We start from the raw sequence: 17,793 nt of genomic DNA on the forward strand, positions 1-17,793 counted from the left end.
TCAGATGTCGATCGGCTCGAGCCGGGAGAAGATCTCCTCGCGCCGATGCTCGAACTGCTCCGGCAGCTGGAACCGGGTTCCCAGCTCGTGCGGGGACTCGTCGCAGTCCCAGCCGCCCTCGGCGTGGGTGACCGCCAGCTCGAACAGAGCGCCGCCCGGCGTCCGCACGTAGACGCTCTTGAAGTACTTGCGGTCCTTCAGCTCGGAGATGTCGGTGTAGCCGGCGCCCTCGATGCCGAACTTGGCCTCGTCCTGGTTCTCCAGCGTCTCGAGATCCCAGGCGAAGTGGTGGTGGGTACCGGCGCCGTAGTGCCAGGTGCCCTGGTCGTCGCGGCGGTTGACGGTGATCTCCACGTGGTTGCCGACCTTCGCCTCGCCCACCTGCAGCGCCACGACGTCCCGCTCCTCGACCGGGTCGCCCTGACCGAAGAACGAGCGGTCGGCGAACTCGACCATCCGGTCCGGGGTGTGCACGTGCACGCCGATCCCGTGCAGCCCGTGGACGGCGTGTTCCTGGGGGACGCCGTAGCCGGTGTGGCCGACCCGTCCGTCGCCGGTGCTGCCGACGAACATGTACTCGATCCCCGAGGGGTGCCGGAACGCCAGGCGCCGCTGCCCGAACCGCTCCACGTCGGTGACCTCGACGTCGTGTGCGGTGAGCCGGTCGTGCCAGTAGTTCATGGACCCGTGCGGGATCGCGAGCAGCACCTCGCGCGACTGGTTGGTCCCGGGCGTCCCGAACAGCCCGGCCTGCGCCCACGGGAACGTGGTCACCACTGCAGACGGGTCGCCGTGCGCGTTCGAGTAGTAGAGGTGGTAGATCGGCAGCGAGCCGTCGAAGAGCACGGTGCGCTTGATGAATCGCATTCCGAGCACCTTGACGTGGAAGTCGACGTCGTCCTGCGCGTTCCCCACCGACAGCGTCACGTGGTGCGAGCCCTTGATGTAGGCCATGTCAGTCCTCCCCATCGAGTGATCCGACGGGACCGAGCGTAGGAACCGCGCACCGGGAGGGGTATCGCGAGAGCGCCCGGTCCTGTCGCCGCGCTGCATCGGCAGCCGGCGGACGTGCGGGTATCGTCGCCGGTGGGTTCGACGGCGGTACCGGGAGACCGGCGGTACCAGGAGACGACGGACCAGGGAGACGACGATGACGTCACTGCCCGAGCACCTCGGCGATCCGGCGCTCACCACGGCCGGACCGCGGATCTCGTTCGGTTCCTGGCGCAGCGCCGTGGCGCGCGACGTCATGCGCTTCGAGTTCGACTGCGACCGCCCCCGCGCGTTCACCGGCGCGATCCGCCAGCGTTCGCTGGCCGGGGTCGACTTCATCGACATGGTCAGCGGACGTCATGCCGCCCACCGGGACCGCAGTGTCATCTCCGACGCCGACACCGGCTACCTGCTGATGACCCTGCAGCTCTCCGGCAGCATCCGGATCACCCAGGATGACCGCACCGCGGTCCTGTCCCCCGGCACGTTCGCGGTGTACGACTCGTCGCGCCCCGCGGTCCTCGTCGCCGGTGACGACTACCGGTCCACCTGCGTGCGGTTCGCAAAGGCCCGGCTGGGCCCGTCCGTGCGGGAACGGATCGGCGAGATCACGGCCACCGCGTTCGACTATGCACCCGGGCTGTCCGCGACCGCGTGGGACACGCTGCTCAGCGTGAACCGCAACCTCGACGGGCTCGGTGCGCAGGGCCCGTCCGTCGTCCGGTCAACGATGGACCTGGTCGGGCTGCTGCTGCGGTCCACGAGCGGTGCGGCCGACCGCGCCCCGGCCGACCCGCTGGAGCAGATCCAGGACTTCATCGACCGCCACCTCGGCGAGCACGACCTGTCACCGGCCCGGATCGCCACGGCCCACCACATCTCGCCGCGGCACCTCTACGGGCTGTTCGACCGGACCGGCACCACCGTCGCCCGTTGGATCCGGGCGCGGCGGCTCGAACAGTGCCGCCGCGACCTGGCCGACCCGGCGCTGGCCGGCGTCCCGGCCTCCCGGATCGGAGCCCGCTGGGGGTTTACCAGCCCCGCGCACTTCGGGCACGTGTTCAAGCTGGAGACGGGGCTGACCCCGGCCGGGTTCCGCCGGGCGGCGATGCCGTAGCGGCCGGCCCGGACAGCACGGTTAGAACCAGGCCGGGTCGGTCTCGAGGGTGGTGCGGTCGAGCCGGGCGAGCAGGTCGAACTGCGGGTACACCCGCGGCAGCTCGTAGCCGAAGAAGTACCGGGCGGCCTGCCGCTTCCCCGCCCGCAGCGCGTCGCCGGCGTCACCGGCCGCGAGGAACTGCTCGAGCCAGATCCAGGCGACGACGACGTGTCCCGTCGCCTCGAGGTGGACCGAGGCGTTGGCGAGGCGGACGTCCGGGTCCGGTTCGGCGTGCACCAGCGTGGTGACCTCGACCAGCCGGCCCACCGCCTGCTCGAGCCGCTCCGCCAGGTCCGCGGCCTCTCCGCCGCGTCGCCGGGCGGTGTCGACGCCCCGGCGCAGGACGGACTCCAGCGCACGCAGCCCGGCCCCGTCACGCAGCGCGGTCTTGCGGCCGAGCAGGTCGATCGCCTGGATGCCGTGGGTGCCCTCGTGGATCGGGTTGAGCCGGTTGTCCCGGTAGTGCTGCTCGACGTCGTACTCGCGGGTGTAGCCGTAGCCGCCGTGGATCTGGATCGCCAGGTCGTTGGCGTGCAGGCACCACTGCGACGGCCAGCTCTTCGCGATCGGGGTGAGCACGTCGAGCAGGAGCGCCAGCCGGTCCCGTTCCTCGCCGTCGGTCGCCGTGCGCAGGTCGTCGACCAGCCGTCCGCAGTACAGCACCAGCGCCAGCCCGCCCTCCACGTAGGACTTCTGGGCGAGCAGCATCCGCCGGATGTCGGCGTGGTCGATCAGCGCCGACGGTGCGGCGGCGGGGTCCTTGGACGACGGCGGCCGCCCCTGGGTGCGAGTGCGGGCGTAGTCGAGGGACTTGAGGTAGCCCGTGTAGCCCAGCGCGACGGCGCCCGCCCCGACCCCGACGCGCGCCTCGTTCATCATGTGGAACATCTGCGCGAGCCCGGTGTGCGGCGCACCGACCAGGTACCCGACCGCGCCGGGTTCACCGCCGGGCGTGTGCGCCCCCTCGCCGAAGTTCAGCACCGTGTTGGTGGTGCCGCGGTAGCCCATCTTGTGGTTCAGCCCGGCGAGGACGACGTCGTTGCGCTCCCCGCGCGAGCCGTCGTCGTCGACCAGGTACTTGGGCACGACGAACAGCGAGATCCCCTTCACCCCGGGCGGACCGCCGGGGATCTTCGCCAGCACGAGGTGGACGATGTTCTCGCCGAGCCCGTGGTCCCCGCCGGAGATCCACATCTTCGTCCCGGTGATCCGGAAGGTGCCGTCGTCGCGCGGCTCGGCCCGGGTGGTGATGTCGGCGAGCGAGGACCCCGCCTGTGTCTCGGACAGGCACATCGTGCCGTGGTAGCGGCCCTCGAGCATCGGCTGCACCCAGCGCCGGACCTGCTCCTCGGACCCGTGGGCGAGCAGCAGGTTCGCGTTGGCGGTGGTGAGCATCGCGTAGGCGAAGGTGCTGATGTTCGCGGCGGCGAACCAGGCCGAGCAGGCGGCGTGCACGACGTGCGGTAGGGCCATCCCGCCGGCCGACTCGTCGGCGGTCGCGCCGAGCAGCCCGGTACCGGCCAGTGCCTGCAGCGCCGGTGCGATCTCCGGGTGCAGCTCGACCCGGCCGTCGACGAAGCGGGGTTCCTCGGCGTCGCTCCGCTTGTTGTGCGGGGCGAACCGCTCGCCGGCGATCTCCGCGCAGACGTCGAGGACCGCGTCGAAGGTCTCCCGGGAGTGCTCGGCGAACCGCGCCCGCGTGGTCAGCGACCCGATGTCGAGCCAGTCGTACAGCAGGAAGTCCAGGTCGGGTCGGGAGAGCAGCAGGGACGGCGTGGCCACCGGTCCCTCCTTCCGGTCGAGCTCGGTGCGTACTGATCGATCAGTAGGTAGCACTCCGCCGCCGAACCGGCAATTCTGGCCCGTCCAGCGGGCCGTCGAGCCCGTGGCCGAGGTCCGCGGTCGCCGCCCGCATCCGAACGTGCCGCCCGGCGCCGCTAGCGTGCCACGATGGGCTCCGACGCTGACGCGCCGTCCACGGTTCGGCACACCGAACCCGAAGCGCTGCACAACCTGACCGCCGTCCTGCAGCTGTGCGCCGCCGGCACGCTGCGGTGCAGCGAGAAGACGAGACGTCCATCGGCTGCGACCGTCCGGGCGGTCGCTGAGACGCTCGTCGGTGGCGACTTCTATCCGGACGACGCGATCGCGTCCTTCGCCTGGCCGCTGTTGATGCAGGCCGGTGGACTCGCGCAGTTGGAAGGGTCGCGCCTCGCGCTGACCCCCAAGGGCCGCAAGGCTCTCGACCGGCCCCGGGACGAGACGATCCGGGAGATCTGGGGACGCTGGCCGCGACACGCCCCGATCGACGAGCTCAGCCGGGTGGAGCAGATCAAGGGGCAGAGGAGCGCCGCAGCGCTCAGCGCGGCCGGACCACGACGCCAGGCCGTCGCCGCCGCGCTCGCCCTGTGCCCTCCTGGCGAGTGGGTCCGCGTGGACGAGCTGTTCACCGCGATGCGCCGCGCCGGCGCGCACCCGGCTGTCGCCCGGTCGGAGCGCGGACTGTGGAAGCTCTACATCCTCGATCCGGAGTACGGCAGCCTCGGCTACGCGGGGTTCCACGACTGGGCGGTCCTCGAAGGCCGCTACACCCTCGCGGTGCTCTTCGAGTACGCCGCGACGCTCGGTCTGCTCGACGTCGAGTACGAGCCCCCGGCGCACGCTCGCGACGACTTCCGGCACATGTGGGGCGCCGACGAGATCGACGCCCTCAGCCGCTACGACGGGCTCCGCGCGGTGCGCCTCACCGCGCTCGGCGCCTTCGCCATCGGATTGACCACGAGCTACGTCCCCGCCGAACCCGCCGTCGCGGAACGTTCCCTGCAGGTCCTCGCCAACCACGACGTCGTCGCCACCGCCGACCTCGCGCCGGCCGACCGGCTCGTCCTCGACACGTTCGCCGCCCGCACCTCCGACCGGGTCTGGACGCTCACCACCGCGAGCCTGCTCGGCGCCGTCGATGCCGGCCGCACACCCGACGAGCTCGGCACCTTCCTCGACGAGCGTGCGGCACACGCGGTGCCGGACACGGTCCGCCGGCTGCTCGACGACGTCGAGGCGCGCGCGTCGCAGCTCCGCGATCTCGGGAGCCGACGGGTGCTCGAGTGCGCCGACGCGAGCGTCGCAGCGCTGCTCGCAGGCGACCGCTCGTTGCGGGGGCTGTGCACCCGGCTCGGCGAGCGACACCTGATGCTCGACCCCGCCGGGGAGGCGAAGGCTCGCACCGCCCTGCGCAAGCTCGGGTACCCGCTCGGCCCGACGGCGATCTTCTGGGGCTGAGACCGAGCCCGGGTCGCCTCCCGGCCGGTGGCCGTCGGTCAGCCGGTGTCGTGGAGGTAGCGTTCCAGCGCCTCGCGAGCGAGTTCGGACACGGATCGGCCCTCCTCAGCAGCGCGTTGTTCGGCTCGACGACGTGTCTGCTCAGGAATGCGGAACGACACGCGCGGAGAGTGGCGGCCGGGGGTACCGAGCGAGGGCCGACCGGGCCGCGCGATCTGCAGTGCCTCCTCGGCGGCCCGCTCGGCGTACTCCTCGGTGATCCGCCGGCCCTGTCTGTCGCGGATCTCCTCGGCGGCAAGGTCGATGTCCGGACCGGTGCGGTCGTGCTCGCTCATCGCTTCCTCCTCAGGGCGGTCGGCATGACATGGATGACGAGCCACTCGCCGGGCAGATCGAGTGCGACGATCTCCAGTTCGATGCCGCGGTCGTCGAACCCGATCCGGACGAGCCGCGCGTCGGCGATGTCGGTGGCCGGGACCGCCACAGGTGTCACGGTGTCGATGACGTGCAGGGCATGGCGCGTCCGATGCGGTGCCGACGTGCAGGCCTGGTGAACCGGATGACGGCCACTCGACTGATTGTGTCAGACAGTTGTGTGGGACACAACTCCGCCGGTCGATGCGCCGGTCCTCGCGCCCTCGATGCCACTCGCACAGTCCCCGTGCTCTGCACAGCCGATCCTGTCGCTGGGCATCGACGTGGCCCGGTGGTTCCGGCCCGGCGGGCCGTACACACCCGACGGGCCGGCCCGGCTCTACAGCGACCTGGCGGTGCGGATGCTCCGGCCGAGCGCCCCCGACCGGCCCCCGCAGTAACGTCGGGCCGGGCACCTCCCCGCCCGTTCGCGAACTCGACCCGGAGCTCGACCCGGAACTGCAAGGAGCGCCATGACCACCGAGACGAGCGGCACCCCGGACGCGACGGCGCCCGAGCACTCCCCGACCGAGCTGCGCAGCATCGTCCCCACCGAGCTGCTGGAGCGCCGGTCGGGCTGCCCGTTCGATCCCGCGCCCGGTCTCGCCGAGCGTCGCGGCCGGGGCGCGGTGCAGCCGCTGGAGCTGGCCAACGGCGCCCGCTCGTTCCTGGTCACCGGCTTCGACGAGGCCCGGCAGGTGCTCGGCGACCAGCGGTTCAGCAACGACCGCGTCCGCTACAAGGACGCCACCCAGCTGCAGGCGCACGAGGTCGCCGAGCTGGCCGCCGCGGCCGAGCGCGGCGAGCCCGTGCGCCCCGCCGAGGTCGAGCGCACCGACGGCATGTTCATCTTCATGGACCCGCCCGAGCACACCCGGATCCGGCGGCTGCTGCAGGGCCAGTTCACCGTGCGCCGGATGCGGGCGCTGGAGTCTCGGTTGTCCGAGATCGCCGTCGAGCACATCGAGGCCATGCTGGCCGCCGGGCCCGGCGCCGACCTGGTCCGCGCCTACGCGCTCCCGCTGCCGTCGCTGATGATCTGCGAGCTGCTCGGTGTCGACTACGCCGACCGGGACACCTTCCAGGACAACACCGGCGTCGCGCTCAGCAGCGACTCCACCGCCGAGGAGCGGGCCCGCGCCGGGGGCGAGCTGTACGCCTTCATCGCGAAGCTGGTCGCGGACAAGCGGGCGCACCCGTCCGACGACCTGCTCTCCGGGCTCGTCCACGACGCCGACCCGCCGCTGACCGACGCCCAGCTCATCGACATCGCGCTGGTCCTGCTCGGCGCCGGGCACGAGACGACCGCGAACATGCTCGCCCTGGGCACCTACGCGCTGCTGCAGAACCCCGACCAGCTCGCCGCCCTGCGCGCGGACCCGTCCCTGATCGACGACGCCGTCGAGGAGCTGCTGCGCTACCTGAGCATCATCCAGCTCGGCGTCTCCCGGATCGCCACCGAGACCGTGACGGTCGGCGACGTCGAGATCCCGGCCGGCGCCACCGTGGTCGTCGCCACCCCCGAGGCCAACCGGGACGCCCGACGGCTGTCCACGCCGGACTCGCTGGACGTGCGTCGCGACCGCGCCCCGCACCTGGCGTTCGGCCACGGCGTGCACCAGTGCATCGGGCAGCAGCTGGCCCGCGCCGAGATGAAGGTCGGGTTCACCGAGCTGCTCACCCGGATCCCCGACCTGCGGCTGGCCGTCCCCGCCGGGGAGATCCCGCTGCGCAACGACATGCTCATCTTCGGCGTCCACGCACTGCCGGTGACCTGGGGCTGAGCCGGGCCACCGGGCGTCACACGAAGTAGCGCAGCGCCACGTAGATCCAGGCGAGCACGGAGCTGAGCAGCGTGACGACGATGCCGTAGCGGGTGAACTGCCAGAACGAGATCCGGTGCCCGGTGCGCGCCGCCATCCCGATCGCGACCACGTTCGCGCTGGCGGCCACCGCGGTGCCGTTCCCGCCGAAGTCGGCGCCCAGTGCGAACGACCACCACAGCGCCTGGCCGGTCTGCGGGTCCGGCACCCCGGCAACCAGCTCCTCGACGATCGGGGCCATCGTGGCGGCGTAGGGGATGTTGTCGAAGAACGCGCCCAGCACGGCCGAACCGAAGATCAGCGCGGTGGCGGCGGCGAAGTAGTCGTTCCCGACGACCTGCACCGCCCAGACCCCGATCGTCTCGATCACACCGGTGTGGCCGAGCCCGGCCACCATCACGAACAGTCCCACGAAGAACACCAGCGTCGGCCACTCGACTTCGGCCAGCGTCTCGTACACGTCGCTGCGCGTCACCTGCACCATCACCCCCGCCCCGAGCAGGGCGACGATCGAGGGCTCCAGGTGCAGCACGGTGTGCAGGCCGAAGCCGAGCACGACCAGGAACAGCACGACCAGGGAGCGCACGAGCAGCCGCGGATCGGTGATGGCCCGGCGCTCGTTGAGCGTCATCACCTCGGCGACCCGGTCCGGGTGGTACTCGAAGTCCTTGCGGAACAGCACCCGGGTCAGCAGCACGAACACCACGAACACCACCGCCACGATCGGTGCCATGTGGACGAGGAAGTCGTTGAACGACAACCCCGCCCGGCTACCGATGATGATGTTGGGTGGATCGCCGATGAGGGTGGCCGCGCCACCGATGTTCGACGCGAGCACCTCGGCGATGATGTAGGGCTGGGCCCGGACCTGCAGCCGGTCGCACACCACGACGGTCACCGGCACGATCAGCATGATGATCGTGACGTTGTCCAGGAACGGCGACGCGACCGCGGTGATGATCATCAGCATGACCATGAGCCGGTAGGGCCGGCCCTGGGAGCGCTTCGCGGCCCAGATGGCCAGGAAGTCGAACAGCCCGGTCTGCTTGATCACGCCGACGATGACCATCATCCCGAACAGCAGGAAGATGACGTTCCAGTCGATGCCCTCCTGCTCGGAGAAGAACACCGCCGCGCCGGGAGCCAGCCCGAGCGCCGTCATCACCCCGGCCGCGATCAGGACGGTCCGGACCTTGTCGGCCCGCTCGGTGGCGATGAAGAAGAACGCGACCGCGAAGATCGCCAGGGCGAGCAGCGCACTCATCGCCGGTCCCCGTGCCGTCGTCCCGGGCCGGTCAGCCCTCGGGTGAGGCCTGGGACAGCGCGGCGAGCAACCGCCCCAGCACGACACCCCCGAGGAGCCGGCCGTCGTCGCCGACCACTGCGAGCAACGGGCTGCGTGCCCGCCCCATCAGGGCGGCCGCCTCGAGCAGGGTGGCGTCCTGGGCGATGACGGCCAGCCGTTCCGGCCGGTCGGGCAGGCACTCCCCGACCGTGCGATCGCCGAGCTCGGACCAGAACAGGTCGGCGTGCGGCTCGTCGATCGTGCGCGCCAGCGACGGGTGCGCCTGGTGGCTGCGGGGCACCGTCATGCGCAGCACCTGGGTGCCGGGCAGGACCGCGGTCGGCACCGACCGCGTGTCGACGACGATCAGTCCCGGCAGCCGGGTCCGCGCCATCAGGCGCACCGCGGCGGCGACCGGATCGTCGGCGGTGACCGTGGGGACGCCTTCGACGATGTCGTGGGCTCTCACGACCGCACTCCCTCGCGCATGCCTGGGTCTCCGCACTCCCGCCGCCACTGGACAGCGGGGTGCCGGTCGTCGGAAGCATCCACCTTCGCAACGCCACGGTCACCCCCCGGGGCGCAGCGTGTCACGAACCGGACGTACACCGCACCGTCGATCTCGCGACACCGCAACTCCACTCCGGAGGCACGGGCCGATGGACCGTGATCATCGTTACCCTCGACATCCTCGTGTTGTGGTTAGGCTAGCCAAAGTCACCACGATGGTGTGACTACCGCGCCGCGCATCTCTGCGGCGCGACGCACTCCAGCCCAGAAGGGACCGGGCCGGCCCATGCTCGCCGCTCACCACACCCGCTCACGTCCGAGACGCTCCCCGCGCCGGATCCTCCGCATCGCGACCACCGGGCTCGCCGCCGTCCTCGTCCTCGGTGCGTGCTCCAGCCGCGCACCGGTCGAGGACCAGGCCGCCACCGGGACCCTCGACGAGCCGATCGTCGTCACCGACCAGCGCGGGAAGACCCACACGTTCACCGAGCCGATCGACTCCATCGTCACGACCGTGATCCCGGCCCCGTCGATGATCACGGCGCTCGACCAGAGCTACGACCGGGTGAAGGGGGTGAACCAGTCGACCATCACCCGGGACAAGGACAGCACGTTCGCCGACATGTTCCCGCAGGCGCTGGACAACACCGTCGTCGCCGGGCCGGACTTCGTCCCGAACGTCGAGACGATCATCGAGCTCGACCCCGACGTCGTCATCCAGTGGGCCGACCAGGGTGACTACGAGACGTTCATCGGCCCGATCGAGGCGGCCGGCTACCCGGTGATCGGGCTGCAGTACGGCACCCAGGAGGACCTCGAGACCTGGGTGACGATGTTCTCGCAGCTGCTCGGCAAGCCCGAGCGCGGCGCGCAACTCCTCGACCGGATGCACGCGACCATCGACGAGCTGCGGGGCTTCGCCGCAGCCCGGACCACGTCGCCGCGGACGATCTTCCTGCGCACCGCGGGCGACGGCGGCTACAACGCGGGCATGAGCTCGAGCGACGCCTACATGCACAACTGGATGACCCTGCCGGGCGCGACGAACGTCGCGGCCGACGTCGAGTACTCCACGCAGAGCGCGCTGAACGTCGAGCAACTGCTCGAGTGGAACCCCGAGGTCATCTTCACCTCGTCGATGACGGCGCTGACCCCGGCCGACGTCTACGCCGACCCCGCACTGGCCGGGCTGGACGCGGTCAAGAACAAGCGGGTCTACGCCGTGCCCTCCGGCGGTTTCTGGTGGGACCCGCCGAGCGCCGAGTCGCACCTGATGATGAAGTGGGCCGCGGCGATGCTGCACCCGGACACCTACACCGTCGACCTGCGCGCCGAGATCACCGAGCACTACGAGTTCCTCTACGGCACCACCGTCACCGACGAGCAGATCGACGACCTCCTGCGCTTCGACGCCAACAGCGACTCGGCGGGCTACGGTGTCCTCGCTCGCTGAGTCCACCGCCGTCGAGCCCTCTCCCCCGGTCGCCACGACTCCCCGGCAGCGCCTGCGCACCTGGCTCACGCTCCCCGCGATCGCCCTGGTGGTGCTGCTGATCGCGGTGTTCGCGCTGGCCACCGGCCGCTACGGGGTCCCGCCGGTGGAGGTCGCGCGGCTGCTGATCGGGCAGGTGCTCCCGATCGAGCAGACCTGGTACCCGCAGGAGGCCTCGGCCGTGCTCGACGTGCGGATGCCGCGGGTCCTGCTCGCGCTGCTGGTCGGCGGCGGGCTCGCGCTCGGCGGCGCGGTGCTGCAGGGCGTCTTCCGCAACCCGCTGGTCAGCCCGGAGGTCATCGGCGTCTCGGCCGGTGCCTCGTTCGGCGGGGTGCTCGCGCTGGTGCTGAGCCTGGGCAGCGCGGCGCTGGTCGGCGGCGCGTTCCTGACCGGCCTGGTCGCGCTGGTCCTGGTGCTGGCGATCGCGCGCCTCGCCTCGGGGTCGCCGCTGCTGATGGTGGTGCTGGGCGGGGTCGTCGTGAGCGCGTTCTTCAGCGCGCTGGTCTCGCTGCTCTCGTTCGTCGCGGACCCCTACGAGACGCTGCCCGCGGTGACGTTCTGGCTGCTCGGCTCGCTGGCGACGGCGTCCTACGGCAAGGTGCTGGTGGCCGCGGTGCCGATCGGTCTCGGCGTCGTGATCGCGCTGGCGCTGCGGTGGCGGCTCAACATCCTCTCCCTCGGTGAGGAGGACGCGGCCGCCCTCGGCGTGCCGCCGCGGCTGACCCGCAACGTCCTGCTGGTCGCGGTCGCCCTGATCGCCGCCGGAGCGGTCGCGGTGTCCGGGGTCGTCGGCTGGGTCGGGCTGGTCGTGCCGCACATCTGCCGGTTGATCGTGGGCAGCGACCACCGGGTGCTGCTGCCCGCGTCGCTGCTGGTCGGTGCCGGGTACCTGCTGTTGATCGACACGTTGTCGCGCTCGCTGACCTCGAGCGAGCTGCCGCTGGGCATCCTCACCGCGATCATCGGTGCCCCGTTCTTCATCCTGCTGCTCAGCCGGTTCCGGAAGCAGGTGGGTCTCGGTGATTGAGGCGACCGCGATCTCGCACCGCTACCGCGCCGACCGGTGGATCTTCCGCGACGTCTCCCTGCAGCTCGAGCCCGGTGAGGTGCTGGCGGTCCTCGGGCCGAACGCCCGCGGGAAGACCACCATGATCAAGTGCCTGGCCGGGCTGCTGACCCCGACCAGCGGCACCGTGCGGCACACCGGCACCGTCGGCTACGTCCCGCAGAGCCACTCCGCCGCGGTGAACTACCCCGTGCTGGAGATGGTCCTCATGGGACGGGCCCGGCACGTCGGGGTGTTCTCGACGCCGACGCGGACCGACCGCGACCTGGCCGCCGACGCGCTCGGCCGGGTCGGCCTCGACCACCTGGCCGAACGGCCCTTCACCCGGCTCTCCGGCGGCGAACGGCAGATGGTGCTCATCGCCCGGGCCCTCGCCTCCGGCTGCGGGACCCTCGTCCTCGACGAGCCGGCGTCCGCACTGGACCTGCGCAACCAGGGCCGGGTGCTCGCCGTGCTCGACTCACTCGCCAGCGAAGGAATGTCCATCGTCATGACCACCCACCATCCCGACCACGCCCTGCGGGTCGCCGGGCGCACGATGCTCGTCGTCGATCCCGACGACATCCGGGTCGGCGACACCACCGCGCTGCTCACCGGCGACACGCTCAGCGAGCTGTACGGGCTGCCGATCAGCACGCTCGACGTGGCGATCGGCGGCCGCGACGAGCGCGTCGTCGTCCCCGACTTCGGGGTCGGCACCACGGCGGGTGCCCGGTGACCGCGACCGCTCCCACCCGCACCCGGACGGTCGGGCTCACGCTCGCCCCGGCCGCGGCCGGCGGGATGGGTCCGCAGGTCGCGGCGGAGGGCCTGGAGCTGCACGACTGCTACAACCTGCCCCAGCTCGACCTCGGCGCGATCGCCGGGATCACCCTCTCTGCCTCGTGCGACCAGCTGTTCCTCGGCCGGCACCGCGCGCTGCTCGAGGAGTTCGTGCGCTCCGGCGGGCGGCTGCTGGTCAACGGCCACGTCGTCGAGCCGTTCCTCCCGGGCCTCGCCCGCTGGCGGCGGCTGGTCTACAAGGGACCACGCGACCTCGTGATCAGCCGGTTGGCGCCGCACCCGATCTGGGACGGCATCGACCTCGACGACGTGCTGTTCCGCACCGGCGTCTCCGGTACGCACACCTTCGAGGAGCTGCGCGCGATCGGGGTGGCCGGCTTCTACGGCCGCGGCTACCACCTCGACCTGCCCGAGGGCGCCCGCGTGCTCAACGGCATCGGGCCGCTGCAGGCGCCGATCGACTACACGTTCACGCTCGGCGCGGGCGAGATCGTCGTCCACGGTGGACTCGACCTATTGACCTTCGCGGACCCGGCCCGCAGCACGGCACGGTTCGCGACCACGATCATCGACTGGCTGGGGGGCGCGCGGTGAGCGCACCGGAGATCGCGTTCGTGCACGGCGGCTCGGCGTCGCACCTGGCGACGCTGCAGGACCCCGCGCTGGCGCCCTACCGGCTGCGGCCGGTCTACCTCTACGACTTCACCCCGGACGACGTCGCCGGCGCCGACGCCGTGATCGTCGCCGACCGCGAGCACCCCGCGCTGCTCGGGAAGCACGGACCGGCGCTCTACGAGGTCGTCGAGCGCGGCGGTGTGCTCGTGGTCTTCGGGGAGAACGCCGCGCACGAGTGGCTGCCCGGGATCTCGTGGGAGCCGCGGCCGACGAACTTCTGGTGGTGGCGCACCGGCGAGGACCACGGCATGCGGCTGCAGCCCTCCGACGCGCCGATCTGGGACTTCTTCTCGGAGAAGTCCATGATCTGGCACCACCACGGGATCTTCACCCCGCCGCAGGGCGCGGTGCCGCTGGTGACCGTCGAGGAGGACGGCATCACGGTCGGGGCGACGACCTACCACGACACCGTCTCCACCGACGGGGAGCTGTTCGTGACCACCATGGACCCGTGCTTCCACCACGGGGCGGCGTTCATGTCGGGCGCGACCCAGCTGCTCTACTCGACGCTGCGCTGGGTGGAGCACCGGGTGCGGGCCTGAGCCGAGTCACCTGCACGGCCGGGCATTACCTGCCGGGTCGTGCATTACCCGCGAGGTCGTGCATTTACCCGCGAGGTCATTGAGCGCCCGCTCCGGGCTCTGCAGCCTCGCAGGATGGGACCCCACGAGAACACCACGACGCGCGATCCGGCCCTCGAGGCACTGGCCGTGGGCCGGATCGTGCTCGGGGCGGCGAGCCTGGCCGCGCCGGCGGCACTGGCGCGGTCGCTCGGTGTCGAGCCCCGCCCGGAGCTGATCTACCTGACCCGGATCTTCGCCGGACGCGCGGTCGCGCTCGGCGCCGGATACCTCACCGAGCCGCTCGAGCAGCGGCGCCGTTGGCAGCGGCTCACGCTGTTCGTCGACGTCACCGACACCCTCGCCGCCCTCGGCCACCTGCGGCGCCAGGACCTGCCGCGCTCCGCGGTGCTGGCGCTCGGCGGGCTCACCGGGACCTACGCCGCCGTCGGCGCGTTCGCGGCGGCGCGGGCGGCGGTTGCCGCGGCCCGGCGCCCCGTGTAGCGTCGATCTCAGGTCACCGCAGTGCTACGTCGTGTGACACGCCCGTTGCTCCACATGCTCACCGAAGCACATGCTCGCCGAGTCATGCTGCGAGCGACGTCGCCTCCCGCCGGTTCAGCCGGAGCCCGCTCCCGCGAGACCTGCCCGGTACCACCGCGGTGACACACGCCCGACAGGCGTGCAGACCACACCCGTACAGAGCCGACCCCGCACGGCAGCCGGCTCGACGCCGCTCCCCCGCGCCACGCACAGGGGTCCGACGTGTACCCGCCGGCGTCGTCCGACGCCGGCCCCGTATCCGAGGAGACTGCTCCATCACCGCACCCGTTCTGCCCACCCGCCCGCACACGTCCTCGACGTACCGCCCGGCCGGTCGGCACACCGCCCCGCTCACCCGCCCGCACAGCACAGCCGGCGCTCGCGTCCGGCCGGCCGAGCTCCGGCCCGTCGAGTTCTGCTCCCCCGGCCCCGTGGACGACGACGTCCGGGCACCCGCTGCGGCCGACCGCAGCGAGGCCGCCATGCGCGGGCACCGCCACCCCTTCCAGAGCGCCGCGTAGGCGCTCCACCGCCGTCGGACACCTCGGTGGCGAGGCCCCCACCGGCGGAGCAGAGTGGTGGCATGGACACCGTGACCAGATCTCGCCGGAGCCTGGCCGCCGACATCGGCGTGATGCGGCGCGAGTCGGGCATGGCGATGGCCACCATCGCGAGCCTCGACGACACCGAGATCCGCAAGCCGACCCGGTGCCCGGGGTGGACGCGGGCGCACGTGCTCGCCCACCTCGCCCAGGACGCGGATGCCCTGGCGAACCTGGCCACCTGGGGCCGTCACCGGCCGGGAGACCCCGGCCTACGCCTCGCGCGAACAGCGCGACACCGACATCGAGACCGCCGCCGGGAAGTCCGCCGCCGAGCTGGTCACCGCCCTCGGCCAGGCCAACGGACGCCTGCTCGGCGCGTTCCAGCGGCTGCAGGGCGGGGTGCAGGTCGAGACGCTGCCGACCCTGTTCTCCGGGGAGATCAGCGCGTACTCGCTGCCGGCCCGGCGTACGACGGAACTCGTCGTCCACCACAACGACCTCGACACCACCTGGGACTGGCACGAGGCCGGACCGGACGCGATCGTCGACGCGATCGACATCTGCGTGCACCGGCTGCAGGTCCATCCCGACGCCCCCGGCCTGCACGTCGTCGCCCGCGAGGGTGAGGAGTGGACCGTCGGCGACGGCTCGGTCCGGATCGAGGGCTACTACGAGACGTTGCTGCCGTTCCTGGCGCGCGCGGAGGTGGACGAGGGCCTGCAGTACGAGGGCGGCCTTCCGGCGCTACCGGCCTGGTGAGGACCCGCGCCCTCCGCGGGACCCGGTCCCGGACGTACGGCGCCGAGCCGACCGTCGGGCCGTCGCCCCCTCACCCGCCCCGGACCGCCGACCGGTCCGGCTCCCGCCGCACCCCGGCGTCGACCACCGGCGGCGGGACGACCAGCACCGGGCACTCCGCGCCGAGCGCCAGTTCGGTGACGGTCGACCGCAGCCAGGGACGCCGGTCGGCGGGGCGGGCCTCGAGGACGAGGAGCCCGGCGTGGCCCGCGGCGCGCAGCAGCGCCGGCAGGGCCCGGTCGTCGACCACGTCGGCGTGCACCGCGACCTCGTCGGAGTCCCAGCGTCGCGCGAGGTCCTCGACCTGCCCGGCGACGTCGCCGGGCCCGGAGCGCGGGCGCAGGGCGTGCACGATCCGCAGGTCCGTACCCCGGCGCCGGGCGCACTCGTGCGCGACGCGCACCAGCTCGATGTCGCCCTCCGGGCGCTCGATGCCCACCACGACCGGACCGGTCCGGTCGGCGGTGTCGGCGTGGACGACCGCGATCGGGACGCCGACCGTGTGCAGGACGGTGAGGACGGCCGGGTCGGCGGGGCCGTCGCCGATGCGCTGGTGCCCGATCGCACCGAGCACCAGCAGATCGGCCTCGCTCGCAGCGCCGGTCAGGACCCGGACCGGGGAGTCGTGCACCAACGCGGCCTCGACGGCGACCCCGGGCGCGGTCGCGCGGGCGATCCCGGCGGCACGGGTGAGCACCCAGCGGGCGTGGCGGCGCCAGGCCGGGACGTCACCGGTGTCGTAGGCGGCGGCGTGCACGATGCGCAGGCCACAGCGCCGGGCCGACGCCTCGCGGGCGGCCCAGCGGGTGACCGCGACCGAACCCGGCGATCCGGTGACGCCGACGACGACCGGACGCCCGCTCACCGGAGGCCCCCGGTCGTGCGAGCCGCGGCCGTCGTCGTACCGCCCCGGCGGCCGACATCCACGTGGACATCGGCATCCACGTGGACATCGGCATCGCCACCACCGTGCTCGCGCAGAGCGACGGCGCGGGTGTCCCCGCACATCGGCTCGATCACGATCCGGGCGTGCACCACGACGACTCCTGGGGCCGGGACGGAGGCTGACCGCTCCACGCTGGCACCACCTGGTTGCGACAGACAGGCGCGAAGGTCCCGCGTTCTGCGGGACCGAGGTCTCCCCCGCGCACTCCGGGCCGGCCCGTGACGTCCCGTCCGTCACGCATGAAGGGCCGGTCGGCCCGGGATTCACGGGCCGCCGGCTCCTGGCGCTCCCCGCGGTCACCGGCCACGCTCGGCCGGATCACCAGCTGGGGGCGGGAGCGGCCATGGCGACGACCTCCGGGATGCCCCACGGCGACGACGCGCCCGCCGTCCTGCGCCGCCGCGCGCGACGGCAGGAGGACGCCGTCTGGCTCCTGCTGACGGCCCTGGTGATCGTCGCCGCCGCGGTGCTCACCGCCGTCGCCGTGTCGGTGCACGGGAGCACCGTCGAGCGGGGCCGGGAGCTGGTCTCCGAGCGCCGGCTCACGCCCGCGCTGGTCGTCACCGACGCCCCGATCATCGCCCACGGGTCGTACGCGACCCACCAGACCGAGGTCCGCTGGACCGGCCGGGACGGGCTGCCGCACACCGGACACACCACGCTGACCGAACGGCACGCTCCCGGCGAGACCGTCGAGATCTGGGTGGACACCGGCGAGCGTCCGGTCGTCGCGCCGCCGGACGCCCGGGACGCCGTGATCGCCGCGGCGGTGACCTGGCTGTTCGGGATGATGGCGGCCGTGGCGGGGATCGCCGTGCTCGGCCGCCTGCTGCTGGCGTGGACCTGGTGGCGTCTCGGCCGGGCCTGGGAGCAGGACTGGGCGCAGGTGGAGCCCCGGTGGGCGGGCCGGTCGGAGCGCTGA

Annotated in this window: 19 protein-coding genes and 1 pseudogene; 13 read left to right on the plus strand and 7 right to left on the minus strand. The window is 72.4% G+C overall.

Going from position 1 to position 17,793, the window contains the following annotated elements:
- Positions 1–969, minus strand: a complete 969-nt coding sequence (locus BM093_RS14700; RefSeq protein WP_245773524.1) for a VOC family protein — start codon at positions 967–969, stop codon at positions 1–3.
- 181 nt (positions 970–1,150) lie between these two features.
- On the opposite strand from BM093_RS14700, the gene BM093_RS14705 reads away from it, so the two are divergent.
- Positions 1,151–2,110: an AraC-like ligand-binding domain-containing protein gene (locus BM093_RS14705; RefSeq protein WP_093343080.1), complete on the plus strand. Its 960-nt coding sequence runs from the start codon at positions 1,151–1,153 to the stop codon at positions 2,108–2,110.
- A gap of 21 nt (positions 2,111–2,131) precedes the next feature.
- On the opposite strand, the gene BM093_RS14710 is transcribed toward BM093_RS14705, so the two are convergent.
- Entirely contained in the window at positions 2,132–3,934 is a 1,803-nt protein-coding gene (locus BM093_RS14710) for an acyl-CoA dehydrogenase (RefSeq protein ID WP_093343083.1), read from the minus strand.
- 168 nt (positions 3,935–4,102) lie between these two features.
- On the opposite strand from BM093_RS14710, the gene BM093_RS14715 reads away from it, so the two are divergent.
- Positions 4,103–5,431 carry a helicase-associated domain-containing protein gene (locus BM093_RS14715; protein WP_093343086.1) on the plus strand — a complete coding sequence of 443 codons (1,329 nt, stop codon included), beginning with the start codon at positions 4,103–4,105 and terminating at the stop codon, positions 5,429–5,431.
- Between the two features lie 38 nt (positions 5,432–5,469).
- Here BM093_RS14715 and BM093_RS14720 read toward each other — a convergent pair whose 3' ends face one another.
- The gene (locus tag BM093_RS14720; RefSeq protein ID WP_093343089.1) at positions 5,470–5,766 is read right to left on the minus strand and encodes a ribbon-helix-helix protein, CopG family; all 297 of its coding nucleotides are present in this window, start codon (positions 5,764–5,766) and stop codon (positions 5,470–5,472) included.
- A complete protein-coding gene (locus BM093_RS35955) occupies positions 5,763–5,915 on the minus strand; it encodes a hypothetical protein (RefSeq protein WP_177238481.1) in 153 nt (50 codons plus the stop codon). The genes BM093_RS14720 and BM093_RS35955 overlap by 4 nt, the downstream gene beginning before the upstream one ends.
- 157 nt (positions 5,916–6,072) lie before the next feature.
- On the opposite strand from BM093_RS35955, the gene BM093_RS38350 reads away from it, so the two are divergent.
- Positions 6,073–6,246, plus strand: coding sequence for a TetR-type transcription factor C-terminal domain-containing protein (locus BM093_RS38350; RefSeq protein ID WP_177238482.1), 174 nt, complete (start codon positions 6,073–6,075; stop codon positions 6,244–6,246).
- A gap of 72 nt (positions 6,247–6,318) precedes the next feature.
- Positions 6,319–7,629: a cytochrome P450 gene (locus tag BM093_RS14725; RefSeq protein ID WP_093343092.1), complete on the plus strand. Its 1,311-nt coding sequence runs from the start codon at positions 6,319–6,321 to the stop codon at positions 7,627–7,629.
- A 16-nt stretch (positions 7,630–7,645) separates the two neighbouring features.
- Here the strand turns inward: BM093_RS14725 and BM093_RS14730 are convergent, their stop codons facing one another.
- Both BM093_RS14730 and BM093_RS14735 read right to left on the minus strand, forming a co-directional pair.
- The gene (locus BM093_RS14730; RefSeq protein ID WP_093343095.1) at positions 7,646–8,932 is read right to left on the minus strand and encodes an ArsB/NhaD family transporter; all 1,287 of its coding nucleotides are present in this window, start codon (positions 8,930–8,932) and stop codon (positions 7,646–7,648) included.
- Positions 8,933–8,963: 31 nt separating this feature from the next.
- Positions 8,964–9,422 (minus strand): CBS domain-containing protein, encoded by a 459-nt coding sequence (locus BM093_RS14735; protein ID WP_093343098.1) that lies wholly within the window; start codon positions 9,420–9,422, stop codon positions 8,964–8,966.
- A 327-nt stretch (positions 9,423–9,749) separates the two neighbouring features.
- Between BM093_RS14735 and BM093_RS14740 the strand changes: the two genes are divergently transcribed.
- The 7 genes and pseudogenes from BM093_RS14740 (at position 9,750) to BM093_RS35115 (ending at position 15,886) form a co-directional block, all read left to right on the plus strand.
- Complete coding sequence (locus BM093_RS14740) at positions 9,750–10,916, plus strand: ABC transporter substrate-binding protein (RefSeq protein WP_093343101.1); 1,167 nt, start codon at positions 9,750–9,752, stop codon at positions 10,914–10,916.
- The gene (locus tag BM093_RS14745; RefSeq protein ID WP_218162774.1) at positions 10,900–11,982 is read left to right on the plus strand and encodes a FecCD family ABC transporter permease; all 1,083 of its coding nucleotides are present in this window, start codon (positions 10,900–10,902) and stop codon (positions 11,980–11,982) included. The genes BM093_RS14740 and BM093_RS14745 overlap by 17 nt, the downstream gene beginning before the upstream one ends.
- The gene (locus BM093_RS14750) at positions 11,975–12,739 is read left to right on the plus strand and encodes an ABC transporter ATP-binding protein (protein ID WP_093343104.1); all 765 of its coding nucleotides are present in this window, start codon (positions 11,975–11,977) and stop codon (positions 12,737–12,739) included. Before BM093_RS14745 ends, BM093_RS14750 begins: the two co-directional genes overlap by 8 nt.
- Entirely contained in the window at positions 12,736–13,398 is a 663-nt protein-coding gene (locus tag BM093_RS14755) for a hypothetical protein (RefSeq protein ID WP_093343107.1), read from the plus strand. Before BM093_RS14750 ends, BM093_RS14755 begins: the two co-directional genes overlap by 4 nt.
- Positions 13,395–14,021, plus strand: coding sequence for a hypothetical protein (locus tag BM093_RS14760; protein WP_093343110.1), 627 nt, complete (start codon positions 13,395–13,397; stop codon positions 14,019–14,021). Before BM093_RS14755 ends, BM093_RS14760 begins: the two co-directional genes overlap by 4 nt.
- Before the next feature lie 114 nt (positions 14,022–14,135).
- Positions 14,136–14,543 carry a hypothetical protein gene (locus BM093_RS14765; RefSeq protein ID WP_093343113.1) on the plus strand — a complete coding sequence of 136 codons (408 nt, stop codon included), beginning with the start codon at positions 14,136–14,138 and terminating at the stop codon, positions 14,541–14,543.
- Between the two features lie 697 nt (positions 14,544–15,240).
- Positions 15,241–15,886: pseudogene (locus tag BM093_RS35115) on the plus strand (maleylpyruvate isomerase family mycothiol-dependent enzyme).
- Positions 15,887–15,956: 70 nt separating this feature from the next.
- Here the strand turns inward: BM093_RS35115 and BM093_RS14775 are convergent.
- A complete protein-coding gene (locus BM093_RS14775) occupies positions 15,957–16,790 on the minus strand; it encodes a universal stress protein (protein WP_177238483.1) in 834 nt (277 codons plus the stop codon).
- Between the two features lie 62 nt (positions 16,791–16,852).
- On the opposite strand from BM093_RS14775, the gene BM093_RS35965 reads away from it, so the two are divergent.
- Together BM093_RS35965 and BM093_RS14780 are read left to right on the plus strand one after the other, a co-directional pair.
- A complete protein-coding gene (locus BM093_RS35965) occupies positions 16,853–16,993 on the plus strand; it encodes a hypothetical protein (RefSeq protein ID WP_177238484.1) in 141 nt (46 codons plus the stop codon).
- A 221-nt stretch (positions 16,994–17,214) separates the two neighbouring features.
- Positions 17,215–17,793 carry an Rv1733c family protein gene (locus BM093_RS14780; RefSeq protein WP_093343119.1) on the plus strand — a complete coding sequence of 193 codons (579 nt, stop codon included), beginning with the start codon at positions 17,215–17,217 and terminating at the stop codon, positions 17,791–17,793.

This window comes from Pseudonocardia ammonioxydans (genome assembly GCF_900115005.1).
Lineage (GTDB): Bacteria > Actinomycetota > Actinomycetes > Mycobacteriales > Pseudonocardiaceae > Pseudonocardia > Pseudonocardia ammonioxydans.

Coding starts and splice junctions, on each gene's coding strand:
- BM093_RS14700 (WP_245773524.1), bottom strand. CDS start 969: ATGGGGAGGACTGACATGGCCTACATCAAGGGCTCGCACCACGTGACG.
- BM093_RS14705 (WP_093343080.1), top strand. CDS start 1,151: ATGACGTCACTGCCCGAGCACCTCGGCGATCCGGCGCTCACCACGGCC.
- BM093_RS14715 (WP_093343086.1), top strand. CDS start 4,103: ATGGGCTCCGACGCTGACGCGCCGTCCACGGTTCGGCACACCGAACCC.
- BM093_RS14720 (WP_093343089.1), bottom strand. CDS start 5,766: ATGAGCGAGCACGACCGCACCGGTCCGGACATCGACCTTGCCGCCGAG.
- BM093_RS38350 (WP_177238482.1), top strand. CDS start 6,073: ATGCCACTCGCACAGTCCCCGTGCTCTGCACAGCCGATCCTGTCGCTG.
- BM093_RS14725 (WP_093343092.1), top strand. CDS start 6,319: ATGACCACCGAGACGAGCGGCACCCCGGACGCGACGGCGCCCGAGCAC.
- BM093_RS14730 (WP_093343095.1), bottom strand. CDS start 8,932: ATGAGTGCGCTGCTCGCCCTGGCGATCTTCGCGGTCGCGTTCTTCTTC.
- BM093_RS14740 (WP_093343101.1), top strand. CDS start 9,750: ATGCTCGCCGCTCACCACACCCGCTCACGTCCGAGACGCTCCCCGCGC.
- BM093_RS14765 (WP_093343113.1), top strand. CDS start 14,136: ATGGGACCCCACGAGAACACCACGACGCGCGATCCGGCCCTCGAGGCA.
- BM093_RS14780 (WP_093343119.1), top strand. CDS start 17,215: ATGGCGACGACCTCCGGGATGCCCCACGGCGACGACGCGCCCGCCGTC.